This is a genomic window from Orientia tsutsugamushi str. Boryong (assembly GCF_000063545.1).
Classification (GTDB): Bacteria; Pseudomonadota; Alphaproteobacteria; order Rickettsiales; family Rickettsiaceae; genus Orientia; species Orientia tsutsugamushi_C.
In genome coordinates, this window is record NC_009488.1 from 1,086,404 (window position 1) to 1,104,751 (window position 18,348).

General features: G+C 30.1%; 14 protein-coding genes, 1 tRNA gene and 2 pseudogenes. 8 read left to right on the top strand and 9 right to left on the bottom strand.

Features of this window, described 5'->3' with window-relative positions; genetic code table 11:
- Positions 1-19: 19 nt before the first annotated feature.
- Genes OTBS_RS05250 through OTBS_RS05260 form a run of 3 tightly spaced genes read right to left on the bottom strand, consistent with a single transcriptional unit; the run spans position 20 to position 3,048 of the window.
- Entirely contained in the window at positions 20-1,291 is a 1,272-nt protein-coding gene (locus tag OTBS_RS05250; RefSeq protein WP_050897538.1) for an IscS subfamily cysteine desulfurase, read from the bottom strand.
- Between the two features lie 14 nt (positions 1,292-1,305).
- On the bottom strand, positions 1,306-2,601 hold the full coding sequence (locus tag OTBS_RS05255) for a cysteine desulfurase family protein (protein ID WP_232488931.1): 1,296 nt from the start codon (positions 2,599-2,601) through the stop codon (positions 1,306-1,308).
- On the bottom strand, positions 2,602-3,048 hold the full coding sequence (locus OTBS_RS05260) for an Rrf2 family transcriptional regulator (protein WP_011944779.1): 447 nt from the start codon (positions 3,046-3,048) through the stop codon (positions 2,602-2,604). It lies immediately after the preceding gene.
- A 204-nt stretch (positions 3,049-3,252) separates the two neighbouring features.
- Between OTBS_RS05260 and OTBS_RS05265 the strand changes: the two genes are divergently transcribed.
- Complete coding sequence (locus OTBS_RS05265) at positions 3,253-3,954, top strand: alpha/beta hydrolase (protein ID WP_011944780.1); 702 nt, start codon at positions 3,253-3,255, stop codon at positions 3,952-3,954.
- Positions 3,955-3,982: 28 nt separating this feature from the next.
- Here the strand turns inward: OTBS_RS05265 and OTBS_RS05270 are convergent.
- Positions 3,983-4,073: transfer RNA gene (locus OTBS_RS05270), tRNA-Ser, on the bottom strand.
- 174 nt (positions 4,074-4,247) lie between these two features.
- Here OTBS_RS05270 and ftsA point away from each other — a divergent pair.
- Genes ftsA through OTBS_RS05285 form a run of 3 tightly spaced genes read left to right on the top strand, consistent with a single transcriptional unit; the run spans position 4,248 to position 8,511 of the window.
- A complete protein-coding gene (gene ftsA, locus OTBS_RS05275; protein ID WP_011944781.1) occupies positions 4,248-5,495 on the top strand; it encodes a cell division protein FtsA in 1,248 nt (415 codons plus the stop codon).
- Positions 5,474-6,775: a hypothetical protein gene (locus OTBS_RS05280; RefSeq protein ID WP_011944782.1), complete on the top strand. Its 1,302-nt coding sequence runs from the start codon at positions 5,474-5,476 to the stop codon at positions 6,773-6,775. Before ftsA ends, OTBS_RS05280 begins: the two co-directional genes overlap by 22 nt.
- Entirely contained in the window at positions 6,760-8,511 is a 1,752-nt protein-coding gene (locus OTBS_RS05285; protein WP_011944783.1) for a glycosyltransferase family 2 protein, read from the top strand. Before OTBS_RS05280 ends, OTBS_RS05285 begins: the two co-directional genes overlap by 16 nt.
- 465 nt (positions 8,512-8,976) lie before the next feature.
- Here OTBS_RS05285 and OTBS_RS12200 read toward each other — a convergent pair.
- A pseudogene (locus tag OTBS_RS12200) lies at positions 8,977-9,213 on the bottom strand (transposase); the annotation flags it as partial.
- A gap of 449 nt (positions 9,214-9,662) precedes the next feature.
- Here OTBS_RS12200 and OTBS_RS17905 point away from each other — a divergent pair.
- From OTBS_RS17905 to OTBS_RS05300, 4 genes and pseudogenes are all read left to right on the top strand, one after another.
- Entirely contained in the window at positions 9,663-9,821 is a 159-nt protein-coding gene (locus tag OTBS_RS17905; protein WP_332370186.1) for a hypothetical protein, read from the top strand.
- Between the two features lie 568 nt (positions 9,822-10,389).
- Positions 10,390-10,650 carry a hypothetical protein gene (locus OTBS_RS16430; protein WP_041621158.1) on the top strand — a complete coding sequence of 87 codons (261 nt, stop codon included), beginning with the start codon at positions 10,390-10,392 and terminating at the stop codon, positions 10,648-10,650.
- Between the two features lie 77 nt (positions 10,651-10,727).
- Entirely contained in the window at positions 10,728-10,874 is a 147-nt protein-coding gene (locus tag OTBS_RS16435; protein ID WP_232489039.1) for a hypothetical protein, read from the top strand.
- A 57-nt stretch (positions 10,875-10,931) separates the two neighbouring features.
- Positions 10,932-11,998, top strand: a pseudogene (locus OTBS_RS05300) (DnaB-like helicase C-terminal domain-containing protein).
- 208 nt (positions 11,999-12,206) lie between these two features.
- Here OTBS_RS05300 and OTBS_RS05305 read toward each other — a convergent pair.
- From OTBS_RS05305 to dnaG, 4 genes are all read right to left on the bottom strand, one after another.
- Positions 12,207-13,211 (bottom strand): tyrosine-type recombinase/integrase, encoded by a 1,005-nt coding sequence (locus OTBS_RS05305; RefSeq protein ID WP_080571820.1) that lies wholly within the window; start codon positions 13,209-13,211, stop codon positions 12,207-12,209.
- 571 nt (positions 13,212-13,782) lie between these two features.
- Positions 13,783-14,172: a hypothetical protein gene (locus OTBS_RS05310; RefSeq protein ID WP_041621253.1), complete on the bottom strand. Its 390-nt coding sequence runs from the start codon at positions 14,170-14,172 to the stop codon at positions 13,783-13,785.
- 269 nt (positions 14,173-14,441) lie between these two features.
- A complete protein-coding gene (gene rpoD, locus OTBS_RS05315; RefSeq protein WP_011944785.1) occupies positions 14,442-16,286 on the bottom strand; it encodes an RNA polymerase sigma factor RpoD in 1,845 nt (614 codons plus the stop codon).
- Positions 16,270-18,045 (bottom strand): DNA primase, encoded by a 1,776-nt coding sequence (gene dnaG / locus OTBS_RS05320; RefSeq protein WP_011944786.1) that lies wholly within the window; start codon positions 18,043-18,045, stop codon positions 16,270-16,272. Before dnaG ends, rpoD begins: the two co-directional genes overlap by 17 nt.
- Between the last annotated feature and the right edge of the window lie 303 nt (positions 18,046-18,348).

An 18,348-nucleotide genomic window follows, 5' to 3' on the forward strand; every position in this document is an offset into this window, starting at 1 on the left:
TTGAGAGTTAATTAGTTGTTTAATGCACTGACCAATTAATTTGTTTTATATCTATTCCTTTTTGTGTCATTTCCCAAAGTGGACTAATATCCCGAAGTTGATTTACTTGATCAACAATCAGTGATACTGCATAGTCCACTTCTTCTTCAGTAGTAAATCTTCCAAGGCCAAATCTTAAGGAAGTGTGAGCTAAATCTTCATCAACTCCCATTGCCTTTAAAACATAAGAAGGCTCTAATGAAGCAGAAGTGCAAGCAGATCCAGAAGAAATTGCAAGATCCTTGAGTGCTAATATTAAAGATTCTCCTTCTACACATGCAAAGCTGATATTAATATTGCCTGGATATCTGCTTTTAATATCTCCATTTAAATAAGTTTGTGGTATATGGTTCAATATATAGTTAACAAACTTACTAAACATTTTTTGAATACGATTATATTCTTCAAACATTTCAATATTTGCAATTCTTGCTGCTTCTCCAAATCCTACTACTAAAGGAGTAGGTACAGTACCTGATCGCATTCCTCTTTCTTGCCCTCCACCATGAATGATTGGGCTAATACGTATTCTTGGCCTTTTTCTAACATAGAGAGCACCTATACCTTTTGGCCCATAAATCTTATGAGCAGAAATGCTAGCAAGGTCAATATTATATTTAGTGACATCAATTGGTATTTTACCAAAAGCTTGAGCAATATCGGTATGAAAAAAAACTTTTCTCTCACGACAAATTTGGCCTATGGCCTCGATTGGTTGAATAACCCCAATTTCATTGTTAACTGTTGAAATTGATACCATAATAGTACTGTCACTGATTGCATCATTAAGATTATTTATATCAATTAATCCATTACTATTAACAGGTAAGTAAGTAACCTTAATACCTTTTTGTTCTAGATGCCTACAAGTATTTATAACGCATTTATGTTCAGTCATAACAGTAATTATATGATTTTTTTTGTCATTACTATAAAAATCTACTACTCCTTTAATGGCTAAATTATTTGCTTCTGTTGCTCCAGAAGTAAAAATAATTTCTCCTGGATCTGATTTAATTAAGTATGCAACATGTTTACGTGCTACTTCTACTGCTTCTTCTGATTCCCAGCCAAATAAATGACTACGTGAATGTGGATTGCCGAATTTATCAGTTAAATATGGCAACATTGCAGTAACTACTCGAGTATCAATAGGTGTAGTTGCTTGATAGTCCATATAAATAGGAAACTTAACATTATTGTTTTTTAATTTTGACCTTAACTCTGCTGTTTTTGTTGCTGTGTTTATCATAATATTTATTTGATTTAAGCTTGTTTCTTTATATTGCTAGCCTTGATATGATACAAATATTGTTTTTGCCATAATGTATAAAATTGTTTTATTTCTTCTTCAGTGTTATTCCATCCAAGAGATATTCTAATTGCACAGTCTGCTTCATGATCTGGAATCTTCATAGCTGTAAGTACGTAAGATTGTTTTAGCTGGCCTGAAGAACATGCTGAACCAACACTAACAGCAAATCCATTAATATCAAAATAAAGAATTTGTTGTTGAGATGTTACCTCTGGCATCATTATCATGCTAGTATTACCAACTCTGGGAGCATTTTGGCCAAAAATTTTTATTTTATTGTCTATTCTGCTAATTTTGTCTTCAAGATATTGTCTTAATGTTTTAGTAAAATTACTTTGTTTCAGCATTTTAGGTAAAAGTTCAACAGCTTTGCCAAATCCAGCTATTGCAGCAACATTTTCAGTGCCGGCTCTAATCCCATTTTCTTGACCTCCACCAACCATTTGTGGTGTAATAAAATTTGGAGATTTTGCTATAAGAGATGCAGCACCTATTGGTCCTCCAATTTTGTGGCTTGAAATTGTAGCAAAATCGAGATTTAACTGAGTGATATTAACTGGAATCTTAGAAAAAGCTTGGCTGCAATCACTATGAACCCATGCTTGATGTTCTTTAGATAGTCTAACTATCTCTTCAAGTGGCTGTATAACTCCAGTTTCATTATTTACCAACATAATTGTAACTAACAAAGGCAAACCTTTATTACTATAAAGCGTATTTTGTAACTGTATAAGATCAACAATACCTTTGTCATCTACATCTATAATTTGCGTGTCATTATAATTTCTAGCGCAATTTAATATTGATAGGTGCTCTGTTGCACAGGTAATAATTATTCCATTTTTATAGACTTTTTTAAAGCTAGTAAGCAGTAAATTATTTGCTTCAGTACCTGAAGAAACAAATATGCAATTAAATTTGTCATGACTTAATGGTATATCTAATGTATTAGCAATTTGCAATCTAGCTTTTTCTATAAACCCTTTAGCTATTTGTCCAAAATAGTGGATCGAAGAAGGATTAGCTGGCATATGTAACACTTCTAACATAACTTCTAGTGACTCTGAATGTATGGGAGTTGTTGCATTGTAATCAAAATATACTTTTTTATTTTTTTGTTTTGTTTTCGCTTGATTATCTATGTTAAAACTAGAGAAAGAATACTTGTCAGTAGAATTATAATACCTAGCTTTTTCAATAGCTGCTGCAGTGCTATGATCAATAAAGTTATACATTACTGAACCCATTTAATTTAACCTAAGTGATCTTGCTCTTAAAGCTTGTGACTTTACTTTCCCGGAAATTATATCATCCAAAGAGATTTCACTAAAGTAGTGTTTAATTTTATATTCTAATTCTTCCCACAAATAGTGAGCAGTACATCTAATATTTAATGCTAAACATCCTTTGCTATTATTACATCTAGTAATTTGAATTTTTTCTTCAACAGCAAAAATAATATCATTAATAGTTGTTTTTTTTATATCGCAGCTTAATAAATAACCTCCATTTGGGCCTTTAACTGATTTTACTATCCCCTTATTTTTAAGCTTATTGAATAGCTGCTCTAAGTAATTGAGTGCTATATTCTGACGCTTGGCAATTTCAAATAATTTAGCTGGTTTGCTTGACTCTCTACTTGCAATATCTAGCACTCCCATAACAGCATATTTGCTTTTAGTGGTTAATATCAATAGACTTACAACCTCTTGTTTTATTTTGGTATATAGAAAAAATTCTAAATAAACTAGACTAAAAAATATTTGCTATAACTATAGCAAACATCTAATTATTACTGTTGAAATATTTTTTATCATATGCTTTAGTATAGCTTAATTAGATTTTTTATTATCTAATACATTACTATTTTAGTCAACTATTATTAAGTACAAAATATTATGTCTGAAGTGTTTTTTAATGGACCAGCTGGTAGAATTGAGGGAGAATATGTTCAATCGGATGATTCAAAAGCTCCAGTAGCTTTAGTGTTACACCCTCATTTACCACCAGACTTTTTTCAAGGCAACATGAATCATGATGTTATAATCTGCTTACACACTCTTTTAGTAAAAAATGGGTTTTCAGCATTGAAGATTAACTTTAGAGGTATAGGCAAATCTCAAGGCGCTTTTGATAATGGAGTTGGTGAATTAATGGATGCAGCTACTGCTTTAGATTGGCTGCAATTACATAATCCTTCAAGTATAGATTACTTGGTAGCAGGTTTTTCATTTGGAGCTTGGATATGTATGCAATTAATTATGCGAAGGCCAGAAGTAAATAATTTTATTGCAGTATCACCTCCTACTAATAAATTTGATTTTTCATTTTTATCTCCTTGCCCAATACCTGGTTTGATAGTTCAGGGAGAGCAAGATAGTATAGTACCAGAAGAATCTGTACTAGAATTAGTTAACAAGTTATCAAGGCAAAAGAATATTGATGTTGAATATAAATCTTTGAGTGGTGCTGATCACTTTTTTCGAGGAAAGCTAGATGAGCTAGCTAATGTAGTAGATGAGTATATTAAACAAAATAATAGATTATCTACAGGTAAAAAAAACACATCTAAGAAGCATCAAAATAAGTTATTACTATAAACTTAAAGTCATGATAAGATGAATTATATGGCGGATAGAGTGGGATTCGAACCCACGGTACAATTTCTTGTAGCGCCGGTTTTCAAGACCGGTTCCTTAAACCACTCGGACATCTATCCAAACTTTGGTATAACAGATTATTAAAAATAAGGCAAGGAAAACTATATGACTATTGCATAATTTGTTATTTGCTGCACACTCAGCATTATGTTTGAATATCATACGGTTAGTAGGCTGTAATATTGATTAGCTTTTGTAAATAATTGAATGTTAGGAAAATTTTGTAGTAACCCATGGGAACTAAGCTTAGTAATTTTGTATCAATAGATATAGGTAGTAGTAAAATTGCAGCTGTGGCATCTTATGTTGAAAATAATGGCTTAATTAGTGTAGTAAGCCAAGGGTTTTACTATTCATCAGGAATTAAATCTGGCATTATTTCAGATTTTAAAAAAGCTGAAAATAGTGTTATTAGCGCAATATATAATTTAGAAAAAGATCTTGGCAAAACTATAAAACATGTTACTATTTCTCTGTCAAATGTTTGCACAAAATCTTACTATACCTATAGCAAAATTAAAATTGCAACGCAATACGTAACCAAGCAGGACATTATCAAGCTTATATCCAAGGCATTATACAATTTCAAAATACAGAATCAAGAAATAATACACTACTTTCCTATTGAGTTTTCACTTGATAATAATAATTCAATTCAAGATCCAATAGGAATGCATGGTAAGGAGTTAGGATGCAGATTACATTTAATAAGCGCTAATTCTAATGTGCTACTTAATATTATTAATTGCCTTGCAAAGTGTCAGGTAGAGGTACAAGAGGTTGTTTTGTCAATTTATGCATCCGGCTTAGCTTGTTTAACTGAAGATGAAAAAAATTTGGGCGCAATAATAATTGACGTAGGAGCTCAAACTACTTCTTTTGGAGTGTTTTTTGATGGTAAGTTATTATATAGCGGCAATGTAGCTATCGGAGGCTGGCATATTACTTCTGATATTGCAAAAGTACTATCATTAAGCATGAAAACAGCTGAAAAACTAAAAGTATTATATGGCTACGCTATGGTCAATATGGTAAATAAAGATAATATTATTAATTTTGAAGATCTTGATCCCGAAGCTAACTATAGTAATGGCAAATCTAGTATTACTATTTCTCAGTTATCAAAAATTATTCAGCCAAGAGCTGAAGAGATATTAGAATTAGTCAAAATAGAATATGATAAAGTAGGAGTTGACTATTTAATCGCTCGTTGTATAGTGTTAACTGGTGGTGGAGCAATCTTGCGAGGGTTCAGAGAATTAGTAAGTAAAATTTTTGATAAATACACCAGGATTGGAATTCCACATTTGTTGCCTGGTTTAGCAGAAGATTGCAATTCAAGCTCTTATTCGGCTGTAATAGGGGTTATTCAATATTATGCTAACAAGCAGCATAAATTTTATGTGAATGCTAACGATTCAGATAAATTAAAACATGGGTTGTTTAAACAAATAATGTTATGGCTAAGGGAGAATATATAAGTCATGGTACAGTTTATTTCTTTTTATTTATAATATTCTTCAATACTCAAGCAATTACTGCTACTCCCTGGATACCTGATGTTAATAAGTATAACATTTTTATTACCTATAATTCTACAGATTCTAGAGTTACTGAATCTTGTAGAATGCTGTATGAGCAGCGATTATTGCAAAAAAAGGAAGTATTAGAATATAATCAGGCTCTTCATAAAGGCATTTCATCTCTTTTAAGTGAAATACAATCTATACATTATAGAATTATAGAAAGTCTTAATGAAAAGATACAGTCTCAACGAGCCAATGTAAAACTACTACAGCAATGGGAAATATTGATGCTACTTGAAGGTGGTATGTATAGTCCTTTAGGAGAGAAAGGTGTAAGAAAAGCGCAAGAACTAATGATTAAAAAGGCTGATAGCACTCCAACTTCTCAGTTAGCATTTAATGCAATTAATAACTTACAGCTTACTTTAACTAATCTAGAATCTGCTTTGATTGATCCTATGAATATGTCTGAAGAGCTTAAGCGATTATTAAAGCAAGATTTAAAAAATACTATTAATACTATTCAAGGAATGCCAAATATCAGTGTTAAAGATTTAACAACTATTCGTCAGTTAATTGATAAGCTGAAGTTTGAGGTAAAAAAATTAGCTGAGGATAATACTAAATATTATCCTACTAGTACAATATCTATTGCTGTCGAATGCGGAATTTTTTCAGGCTTGGCTTTGGGGATAAATTTTCATTACCAAGAAATGCCTAGTTTTATTAATGATATACTTGGTAAAATTATTGATTTTAAATTATTAGCTAAATGGCAACTATATAAAAGCAACAGAATGCTTATAGCGATTCAGCCTATGTTAGCATTTAAATTTGGCACAGCGCAAAAAGCTAAACAGTTCAGTGAACTTTACTTATTAGCAGCTTATATTTATCGTTTACGCTCAATAAAGCTCATACATTTAGTTGAGGTTGGAGGAGCGATTGAATCTATCAGTCAACTGATGAGTGATTATGTATTAAAATGTGGAATTGGTTACGTTGCAGAATTTAAAAATAGTTTCAAAATTATAGCTCAAAGAAATTATTATATTTATCAAAATAACAAACAGGATCAGAATACCATAATTCATGATCAAATATCTATTGCTCGATCGGTCAAAAAAGATCAATTAGAATTAACAGTCCAGTTTGGCATTTTTATGGAACGTTATAGAGCATATAAAGGACCTAATAGCAAAGGAATAGTAGTAGGTTTATGGATAAAGAATTAGATTTATTAGTTATATCAATTGATAATTTTATTTGTAATATTCAAGATGGTGATATAGATAGCTTAGAATCCTTGTTAGTTAAAGGCCTAACTACTGAGACTGAGGTATTAGATACAATTCAAAAAGAATGCAAGCTTGAGCTAATTAACACTAAGCAACTCATAAAATATAATGTACTTGACCACATCAGGCAAAGCGAATATTGCCAAAAACGATATTTGTTGTGTACTGATATTGATCAAAATAAGATAATAGTATTAAACAATTATAACCCTTTAAAAATAAAATTAATTGCTCAACATTTCTCAACTTATCTAGTTAAATTAGTTAGCAAACAAGATTTTTTTTCTCTGATCGATCACTCTTTTAAAAGACTAAATGTTGCAAGATCTAAATATTTGCTTGATTTGCATAATGATAAGGTCAATGCTAAAAATATTAACTATGTTTTACTTACTGGAAAAATTATCTTAACACTAAGTTTTTTTCATCAGTTTTCTAGAGAAGGGTTTTTATTCATTATGCATTTACTATACTTTGCGCATGGTGTTTTAAAGTTATTATTATTTAAAGTAGCTATGTTAAGATATCAACTTCATTTAAGTAGTTTATATTATAGTGTAGAGCTTTTTCCATTTTATACTATTTTAGTACCTTTATATCATGAAGTAGAGAAGCTTAGAGACATAGTTAAAGCAATAGAGTTACTTAATTATCCTAAAAACAGAATTGAGGTAAAAATTATTATTGAGGAAGATGATGTATATACTATGCTTGAGCTGACTACAATGCATCTAGCTCATTATTTTCATGTTATTAAAGTACCTTTCTCATTTCCTCAAACTAAGCCTAAAGCATTAAATTATGCAATGAATTATATTGTCGGAGAGTATATCACTGTCTATGATGCTGAAGACAGTCCAGAACCTGATCAATTATTAAAAGTAATATATCATTTTCAAAATTTGCAACCTGATTATCAATGTATACAAGCTAGAATTAACTTTTATAACAAAAATGAAAATGTATTAACTAAGTTAATGAGCATAGAATATTGCTTATGGTTTGATTTTTTTTTGTATGGATTAACATGTTTAGGGCTGCCTGTAACTTTAGGCGGAACTAGCAATCATTGTAGAGCAAAGATGCTAAAATCTTTAGGTTACTGGGATGCTTATAATGTTACTGAAGATGCTGACTTAGGATTAAGAATTTATATTGCTGGATTTAAAACTGCAGTTATTGATTCTTATACTTATGGTGAAGCTGTGATTGATTGTAAAGGATGGTTGCATCAAAGATCAAGATGGATTAAAGGGTTTATTCAAACTTCCTTTGTTTTTATGAGTTATAATAAAAATATAAGAAATAGATTGGGGTTATGTGCTAATATTTGTATCTGCCTTTTTATATTGTTCTCGCCTCTTATGTTTTTATTTATTCCGCTATGGCTTATTAGTGGTATAATTGATAATGACTGTACATTAGGAACAATATTGTGGTATAATATGCTTTTTGCGTTAGCTTATATGCATGTGATGTCTTGGATAGCATTGTGTAGGATTAAAGGTCATTGGAGCAATTTGACATTACAAGACTTATTATGTTTTATAATTTGGCCGCTATATTCTATGTTACATGTAATAGCAAGCTATAAAGCAATTTTTGAACTATGTGTTAAACCGTTTAAATGGAATAAGACAAAACATGGAGTTAGTCGCATTAATATTAATTGATAGTTAAATCAAAGGTTTGTTACTATAAAAAGTAAGTTATTATGAGAATTAGTATTATTTGCAAGTATGTATTTAAGTATTTATTGCTAGGAATAAATATAATAATGTGCGCTTTTGTTGTATTTATTATTGCATTCAATTGCTTGAATATTAAGAAGATAGGATATAACAAAGTTAATGAAGAGCTTTATGCTTTTTCTGAATAGCTCTCAAAATAGTAAGAGTCATAAAGCCAAAAACTGTGCTTTGCATAAATATCTGACATTGTAATTGCTTCAGCGATAATTTAGAAATTGCATCATTAATTTATATAAAACAGAGTTTAATATAAGAAGTATGTCAAACTCTAGTAAGAGCAATGATTGTATACTTTTTATGCTTATGTATTATAGTATTAAACATGCATTTTATACTTCATTATTCATAATATTTTTCAAGTCTTCTATTAGCTATTTAAACGCCAGATTAGGATAAGGTAGTAGAAGAGAAGATAAGAGGTAGGAAGTTAAGTTTGGAGATAGAGTAACTTGCAAGAGAAGTGATTATATGAACCAAGAAATTAATAGAAGAACGATATCTAATATGCTCTAAATGCATATGTTTTTTTAATACATTAAAGACAGACTCAATTAATGAACGTTTATTTAATAAACGCTTATCTTCAGTATCTAATAAATATGTTTTCATATCTTTACAAAAATTGTGCGATAGGAATCAATGTAGTAATGCATATCAATATGAAAGAGCTGAAGGACTAGGGTGGTAAGTAAGCCCGCTATACAAAAAGCATTAAAGAGACTAAATATTACATATAAAAAAAGCTATAAAACATACGAAGTCAAAAAAAGAAGAGAAATTAAAATTTAAGAATAAGATAAAAAGGTATAAAAACAAAGGAAAAGTTTTGTTTTTACGAATGATAGTTTTGTTCATAGTCCCCATAGAACTGACGGATATGCAGCAACAAGCATGAGATGTTACAGCGTTTATGATTGAACATTCGTCAAAGAGAACTAATATTATAGAAGCATTAGTAGATAAATCCATGCTAACCGCGTATCAATTTTAACTGCAATGTTAATACTGCTGTGTTTAACTGTTGAATAGAACAGTATTTAATTCCGAAACTACCTAATCATTCTGTAGTTGTGATGAACAATCCAAGTTTTCATAAACATCCTCATTTAAAAACTACGATAGAAAAAGATGGACATGTATTAGACTATTTACCTTTTCATTTTCCTGATTTAGACCTATTGAAAAAATATTTTCAAGCTAATCAAGCAGAATCAAATATTACTGTGACATAGACACCATTTTCGAAAAGTATATAACATAACTATTTTATACTAGTTTAGCTATAGATACCGTGATAAGAATCAAGAAAAGAAATAATAATTTTATAAAAAAGATGTAAGTTTTTATAAAATTATTATTTCTGATGGATTGAAACATTAAGATTAAAAGGAGAATTATTCTTCAAGACGCCATAAATAATATGTAATAACATGTATAGTATTTAGACTACATATCTATTACAACAAAGATATAGATGAATTACAGGAAAGTTATCAGCTTTATGAGGATAAGCTGAATGTTGGTCAAAGAAGAGTTAAGCAATGCTTAGTAGAATTAAGAGATGCAGGTTTTATTGAAGTTGAAAATAGGACAATAATTAAAGACAATGTTAAGTTACGTAATGTCCCTTGCATAAAACTTCTAAAAAATTTTCAGCATTATAACGAAAAATGAAAAGAAGAAAATATAGCCTTACCAGAAAAAAATCTCGCTCCAACATGAAAGAAATTTCATGTCCACCTGAGACTTTTTTCAGGGACATATATTGAAACAAGCGCAAATCTTAGTAAGGAAAGTCAGTTGAAGCATAAAATTGCTGGTTCTTTTGAAGCAGCTATGGCTTATCAAATTTTGACTTCTTGTAGTTTTGGGCAAGCGGTTCGAACTAGGTTTTTTGTTAAGTTGCTTAAAAATATCACACTAACAGAATGTGATGAATCAAAGATATTACAAGCTGTACAGGATGTATATGGATACGAAATTCAAAAATTGCAAGTTACACCATTTGAGAACTCAAAACTGTTTCACAGAAACAAATCAATGAAGAAGAGTATCTCTTAAATCTCAGTAAACAACTAGATTCCAACTCGGTTTGGTACAAAGTACGAGAATCTTTAGTTAAAAGTTATGGTCAAGCTATCGACAAATCATGGTTTAGTACATTGAAAGTTGTAAATGAAGACAGTGTTAATAAAAAAATATTCATCAAAGCAAAAACAGAATTTGAAGATGATTACATTAGAAACAACTGTATGCAAGGTCTTGAATATGCTTTTAAAGCTTAAGGGTTTTCTTTTGAGTTAGTTAACTTCGAATAATTTTAATAAAATTTAAAGAGTGATATGGAAAAAGATCTTGCAAAGATTGCTCCAAATAATATTCAAGCAGAGCAAATGATACTTGGAGCAATTCTGATTAACAATCGTGCGCTATATAACATTAACGAATTTTTACTGCCGGAACATTTTTATGAACCATTACATGGTAAAATATACAAGTCAATTAATCTCATTATTAGTAAAGGAATTAGCGCTACTGTAATTTCGCTCAAAAATATGCTAGGCAATGAACTCGTATTTGAGGAAATAGGTGGAGTGGATTATCTAGCTAAACTTACAACTTTAGCATTAAGTTAGGAGTTAACTTAGCAATAAATGCTTGTAAATATTTTCTTACTCAAAAAAATACTAAAGATAATGTAGTACCATCAGTTGGCTTCTTTTCTTTAGAAATGTCATCTCAGCAAATCTCAACTCGAATTCTTTCTATAGAATCAGAAATTAATAGCTCTGCATTATTTAACGGTAAAATAGGTGAACAAGATGTTGATAAGTTAAAGACTGTACAAGACGAAATACAAAAGTGGAATTTTTTTATAGATGATGCTCCAGCAATCTCGATATCTGCAATTAGATCTCGAGCTCGTAGACTTAAACGTACTCATAATTTAGCAATATTATTTATTGATTATTTACAGCTAATAAAAATTGATTCCAGAGGGAGTCAGTATAATCGAGTGCAGGAAATTTCTGAAATTACTCAGAGCTTAAAAGCTCTTGCTAAAGAGCTCAATATTTCAATAATTGCATTATCTCAATTGTCTAGAGCTGTAGAACAAAGGTCAGATAAAAAGCCTATTCTCTCAGATCTAAGAGAATCAGGCTCAATTGAACAGGACGCCGATATTGTAATGCTCATATATCGGTACGAATATTACTTGTCTAGATCAGAACCAGATCTAGGAACTCCAGAACACATGGAATGGCAGAAAAAGCAAGATAGATGCTTTAATACTGCTGAAATAATTGTTGCTAAACACCGTAATTGGCAAGTTGGTACAGTGAAGTTGCACTATAATAGTAGGTATTCTAAATTTGGCAATATTGTTAAAAACTCTCAGCAAGGCTAATAAGCGCTAGATTATGCATAAGATGAAAAAATGCTGGTCCAAAAAAAATTACAGAAAAATTTTACTCATTAACACCAGAGATATGCAACTCAAGATTGGTTTTTGACATCATGATAACTGAATCAAAAATTTTATAACTTAATTTGCTTTTTTTTAGTTTTTATCTGGGATTGGAGTATACAAAAAGTTTAAATTATGGTATAATTTATTAATAACCATTTAGAGATGGAATGGGACAATAAGGATATTCCAAGTGCCCGCTTTCGCTAGTAGAACTTGGTAGTACCCATTTACTTGTAGATATTAATTTCCTTGCTTGCAATATTTCCATTGCCTCATCTGTTAATGGTATATTTTGCGCCTTTCCGTTCTTAGTTTTTGGTATATGCCATATTTTTCTTTCAAAATCTATATTGTCCCATTCCATCTCTAACACATTACTTTTTCTAGCTCCAGTATATAACGCTAGTAATGCAAAATCTCTTATCAATGGACTTGCTTCTCCGCATAATACTTGTAAAAATCTACCCATTTCATCGTAACTTAGACGTCTCTCTCTTGCTTGCAGTTTATGCTGCTCTATCCCTAGAGTAGGATTGTTTTCTATTAATCCCCATTTTATTGCCTTATTAAATATAGTGCGTAAGGTTGCTAGCAATGCATTTGCTGTGGCATATTTTCCCTCTTTGCTGATATCATTGAATATTGGTTCAATATCACTCATTCGAATCTGGCTTATCTTTTTTCCATATAATGATTGTGCATAAGTATGTACTCTGTCAGTATACTCTTTCCAGTTTATAGTATATATTTTGGCATACTCTTCAATATACTTATAACACAGCTCTTTGAATGTAATCTCTTGTCTTTCTTTTATACGATTCTCATTTTCTTCTATCTGTTGTTGACGTCTTACTTCTCTTGGATCTATTCCGTTCGCCATTAATATCTTTAATTCTATTGCTTTTTTTATAGCTTCTTTAATAGATAAATATGGAAATACCATTATCGTCATTTTTATCCCTTCTTTTCTAAATTTTTTTTCAAAAGACCATGTTTTTCTTACTCTTCCTCCACAGACTGTACATGAGATTTTCAGTTTAAGTCCTATTATATCTAGATGGTGGATAATTAATAATTTTTCTCCCTCAGGAATTTTTATTTTTCTTAGTAACTTATTTGTTAACTTTAATGTTAATGATATTGATTCCATAATTACACCATATATTAATTGTTATATTAATTTATATTACAATTACCTAAACAAAGTATCTATATTATTCTCTTTATTTGAATCAAATTTTTATACTAATTTATTTATAATATACCTGACTTCCAAACCGCTTTATCAACCTTGAGTTGGTATGTATTTTTCAACTATCATCTTAACCTTTAGATTGAAAACTGGCCCCCAATTTCCTGAATTTTTTTTCTACCTATTTTCTATCTTTCGCCTTAATTTTTTGTTATATTGACAAATATTGCAAATATATTTATACTTAAAGTTGAAGCTTGATTAAAAATATTAATAAAAGTTAACATAAGTTAATAGTAGGTTCTATAAAGTGTAGAGGTTAACAAAAATTAACTTTTCTTTTTCTTTATATTTGATATATCTTTGTAGCTTTATTATTAGGTAATAGACCTCTTTCGAAACTGGTTAACGTAGGTTCAAAATTATTGCTGATAAATATCGAAATAGACGTAAAAGATTAGGTATTAGATTTAATTTGATCTCTGGCATTTATAATTTTGAACCTACGTTAACCAGTTTCGAAAGAGGTCTAATGTTTAATACAAGGAACATTACGTAACTTCACATTGTCTTTAATTATTGTCCTATTTTCAACTTCAATAAAACCTGCATTTCTTAATTCTACTAAGCATTGCCTAACTCTTCTTTGACCAACATTTAGCTTATCCTCATAAAGCTGATAACTTTCCTGTAATTCATCTATATCTTTGTTGTAATAGATATGTAGTCTAAATACTATAAATGATAAAAGCTGTTTAGATGTCTTGCTTAATGCTTTTCCATTATCTCCAGTTAGCTTTCTCCATTCAGCTGGTATAAAATTTCCAATAAAACGATAAAATATTGTGTCATTATTGCTACTGTTATTTTTAATAATATTACAACTATTAGTTAAAAAAACGAATACTACAGGACACATTTTTCATCTCCAAAAATACAGCTATAGTAGGTGTTTTAGAAAATAACTTTTTTACAAATTACCCTAAAATTTTTATGCAAAAGGTCGAAAATAGGTTGAAAAATTTTTTATGCCAAACCTATATAAATTTTCATACTTATACTATCTGCCTTAGAGGAAAAATATTACCTATTGTCTTTCTTACTTTCATTTACCACTTCTATAATTATGAGAGCAGCATAACATATTTCTTTTTTTATAGCTATTCCTGAACAAAAAAGTAGAATACATTAATCATTCTCGTTATTACTTAAAGTTTTATTTTTACTACTTAAAAAACTCTTTAATTTTTTTGATCTAACAGGATGTTTAAGTTTTCTTAGAGCCTTGGCTTCAATTTGTCTAACTCTTTCTCTTGTTACTTTAAATTCGCCACCAACTTCTTCAAGTGTATAATCAGTAGGTAACCCAATGCCAAATCTTAACCTTAATACTCGTTCTTCTCTAGCTGTAAGAGTTGATAGAGCGCGCGTAGTAGTCTCACGTAAACTAAATTTGATAGCTTCTTCTATTGGTAATACAGCGTTTTTATCCTCAATGAAGTCTGATAAGCAACTTCCATCTTCTTCACCGATAGGGTTTTCTAAACTAACTGGCTCTTTAGCAATTCTCATTACTTTTTTAACCTTATCTATTGGCATTGACAACTTCTCAGCGATTTCAGAGGCAGTAGGTTCATAACCTAATTCGTTATGCATTTGCTTGCTAACTCTAACAATCTTGCTGATGGTATCAGCCATGTGAACTGGTATACGAATAGTTCGAGCTTGATCTGCAACAGCGCGGCTAATTGATTGCCTAACCCACCAAGTAGCACAAGTGGAAAATTTATATCCAAGAAGATAATTGTATTTATCTACAGCCTTCATAAGCCCGATATTACCTTCCTGAATTAAGTCTAAAAATGGTAATCCGCGATTAACATATGGTTTAGCAACATGTACTACCAAACGTGTATTAGATTCAACCATTTTCTTTTTTGCTACTCTAACTTTCCGTTCACCATTTTGAATAGCTTGAATAATTTCCTTAAACCTTTTTAAAGGCAATAACATTGCTTGTTCAATTTCGCCGAAACAATCAATGGTGGACTTAATAAGATCCTTTTCCTTGCTTAAAAATTTATTCCACTCATCTTGATGTAATAATTTTACTTTCTGTAACCAATTACTACCGCTATTATATTGAAATAAGAAATCATGGCGGCTTATTTTATATTTTTCCGCAGCTTTAAGCAAATTAATTTCTTTACTAATTATATCTTTATTAACACTATATAATTTGTTTAAAATATTTTTAATAGACTGCTTGTTAAAGTGAATATTACTAACTGCTGCAATTAATTCTTTTGATAACTCAGTAAATTTTTTACTTTCTTGATAACTACAGCTAGATTTATGCAATTTAAAATCATGAGCTGCAACTTCAAAAAGCTGAGTTGCTAAGTCGGAAACAACTTGCATCTTATCAAGAATTTTAGGCAAAATTTCTGATTCTACCTTGGTTAAAGGTTCATTTTGCAATTCTTCACAATCACCATCAGAATCATAATCCTGTTGGTTATCATCTTCAGGCTGATCATAAATGTTACTTTCTAGCTCAATAAGATTCCTTACTAATATTCTACTATGAACTAAGTCTTCATACCACTGTATTAAGAGTTTCATAACATATGGAAGATGGCAAATGAAGTGTATCACTGTTTTTTTCCCTTCTTCCATTTGCTTAGCAAGTTCAATTTCTCCTTCTCTCGAAAGTAAAGTGGTATTGCTCATATCTTTTAGATATGCTCTAACAATATCAGTAGAGTATATATTATCATCTAAATCTTCTTCAAATTCTCCTTCAGTAGCATTAGAAGCTAGTGCTACTTCTTCTTCGATTTTATCAGGACATACACCCAATTTAGTATAATCAAAATCTTTATCTAAGTTAATGTCAGAATCAGAAATTTTAGACGATAATTTTTCTGATTCATCAACAAAATTGCTAGCTAACTCTTCTACATTTGTATTTTTTTTAGTTTTTTTATTGCAGATAATAGTTTTATTATTTTTATTACGCAGACTTGCCATGTTCTTCTTGTTCTAAGTGTAAAGCTTCATTTAAAAGGTCAATTTCATGTTCAATTTTAAAAATTTCTTGCTGATACAGACTCGCATTGTCAACACTATTTTGACAATCTATGGTTAAACTATTAACATATTCTTCTTTTATAAGTAGAACTTGATACTTTTTATAAAATAAACTCCATAATAACTTTGCGCCGTATTTTTTATTTATTGTTAGCGACATACGACACACTGTTTCAGGTAATTTAAGTATAGATTCAGTAATGTCAGTTTTTATCGAATCCAGTAGACTGAAGTTATTACCTGATATGCTATCTATCAACCATTTTCTAGCATTATATGCTTCTTTGTTACAAAATTCAAGATTAACAAAATTTTCTGCAATTACATCATCGTTTAGCAACTCTGGAAAGTGTACTATTAGTGATAATAACAGATACTCTAGGTATTCTTTGCTAGTTGGAGTGTTCAGATTTAATTTTTGTTTGTCAAAATATGAATTATTGCTATTAAACCTATTTAATTGCCAATATTTTTGTTTAAAATATGTTTGATAGTTTTTTATTAATATCCAATCTTTGATTTCTTTAATATAATTATTAATTTTTTTCTCTAACTGAGCTTTAGATTCTGCTGTAGAAAATACTTTACCATTTGTTTCTAAACGCCATAAAGTTTCTGAAACTGCTAGCCTTGTATCTATAAGTTTTTGAAACTGCGTAATTCCATGCTGTTTTAATAGTTGATCTGGATCTAATCCATCTGGTAACATGATAAAACTCATACTTTGAGAACAACTAATATGTGGTAAAACTTTTATAACAGCCCTCTGTATAGCTCTGTTGCCAGCTTGATCTCCATCAAAGCATAAAATTATTTCATCGCAAATTTGCCATAATTTGTGTAAATGTTTTTCAGTTAGAGCTGTTCCTAAAGTCGCTACTGTTTCATAAATACCTTGAGATTGCAAAGCAATTAAGTCCATATATCCTTCTACAACTATCGCTCTATTTTTAGAGTAAATATGACTAGTTGCAATATCTTCGCCATATAATGCTTCATTTTTCTTAAATACAGCAGTTTCTGGAGAGTTAAGGTATTTTGGTTGGCTATTATTATTTATAACTCGGCCTCCAAATCCTATGGTTTTATTGGCTAAATTAATAATGGGAAACATAATACGATCCCTAAAAATTTCATAGCTTTGCCCATTATCATTTTTGGCTATTAAGCCAGACTTTACGATAAATGCTAAAGGAATTCCCCTCATTTCTAAAAATTCTTGCAATAAGTTTTTACCTGGAGCATAACCTATCTTATATTTTTCGATTTGGAGATCAGATAAGCCTCTGTCATATAAATATGACCTAATATCATTAGAAAGAGAAGCAATGAAAAAATTCTGTGCAAGCTCAAGTGTATTATGAATTATATCTATTTCTTCATATAATTTTTCTTGCTCTTTTGAAAATATTGGTATATCAATACCATTTTCTTGAGCTAGCCTTAGCGCTGATTCTCTATAAGATAGACCAGAAGTATCTGCCACAAATTTTATTACATCACCATGAGCAGAGCAGCCAAAACAATGATAAAATTTCTTGCGGTCGTTAACAGTAAATGATGGTGTTTTCTCAGAATGAAATGGACAAATTCCTACATATTCTCCTCCTCTTTTAATAAGAGTAACTTTTTGCTTAACAATCGTAGAAACATTGAGTATAGTTCTAATATTTTCATAAAAGAAATTAGTAGATCTCATTAGTATAACCAATTAAAGTGATTGTTGTTAACTTTACATAACAAACTATCATATTTTCTATTGCCTTATAAAACAAGCGCAATTTTTTAGGTATTGTTGAATTAATAGTAACAAATCTGATATTAAAAGTTGCAATTAAGTTTAGTAATAAACTGTAATTATAAGTATATCTTAACAGCAATAAAATTTCAAAGCCTAATCTTCAATGATAGCATTGTAATAACTTGAGCTTGATATAAGAAATATGTTGGACTATATGAAGAATAAGTACGACAACTATTTTATATAGAGTAAAACACTTGC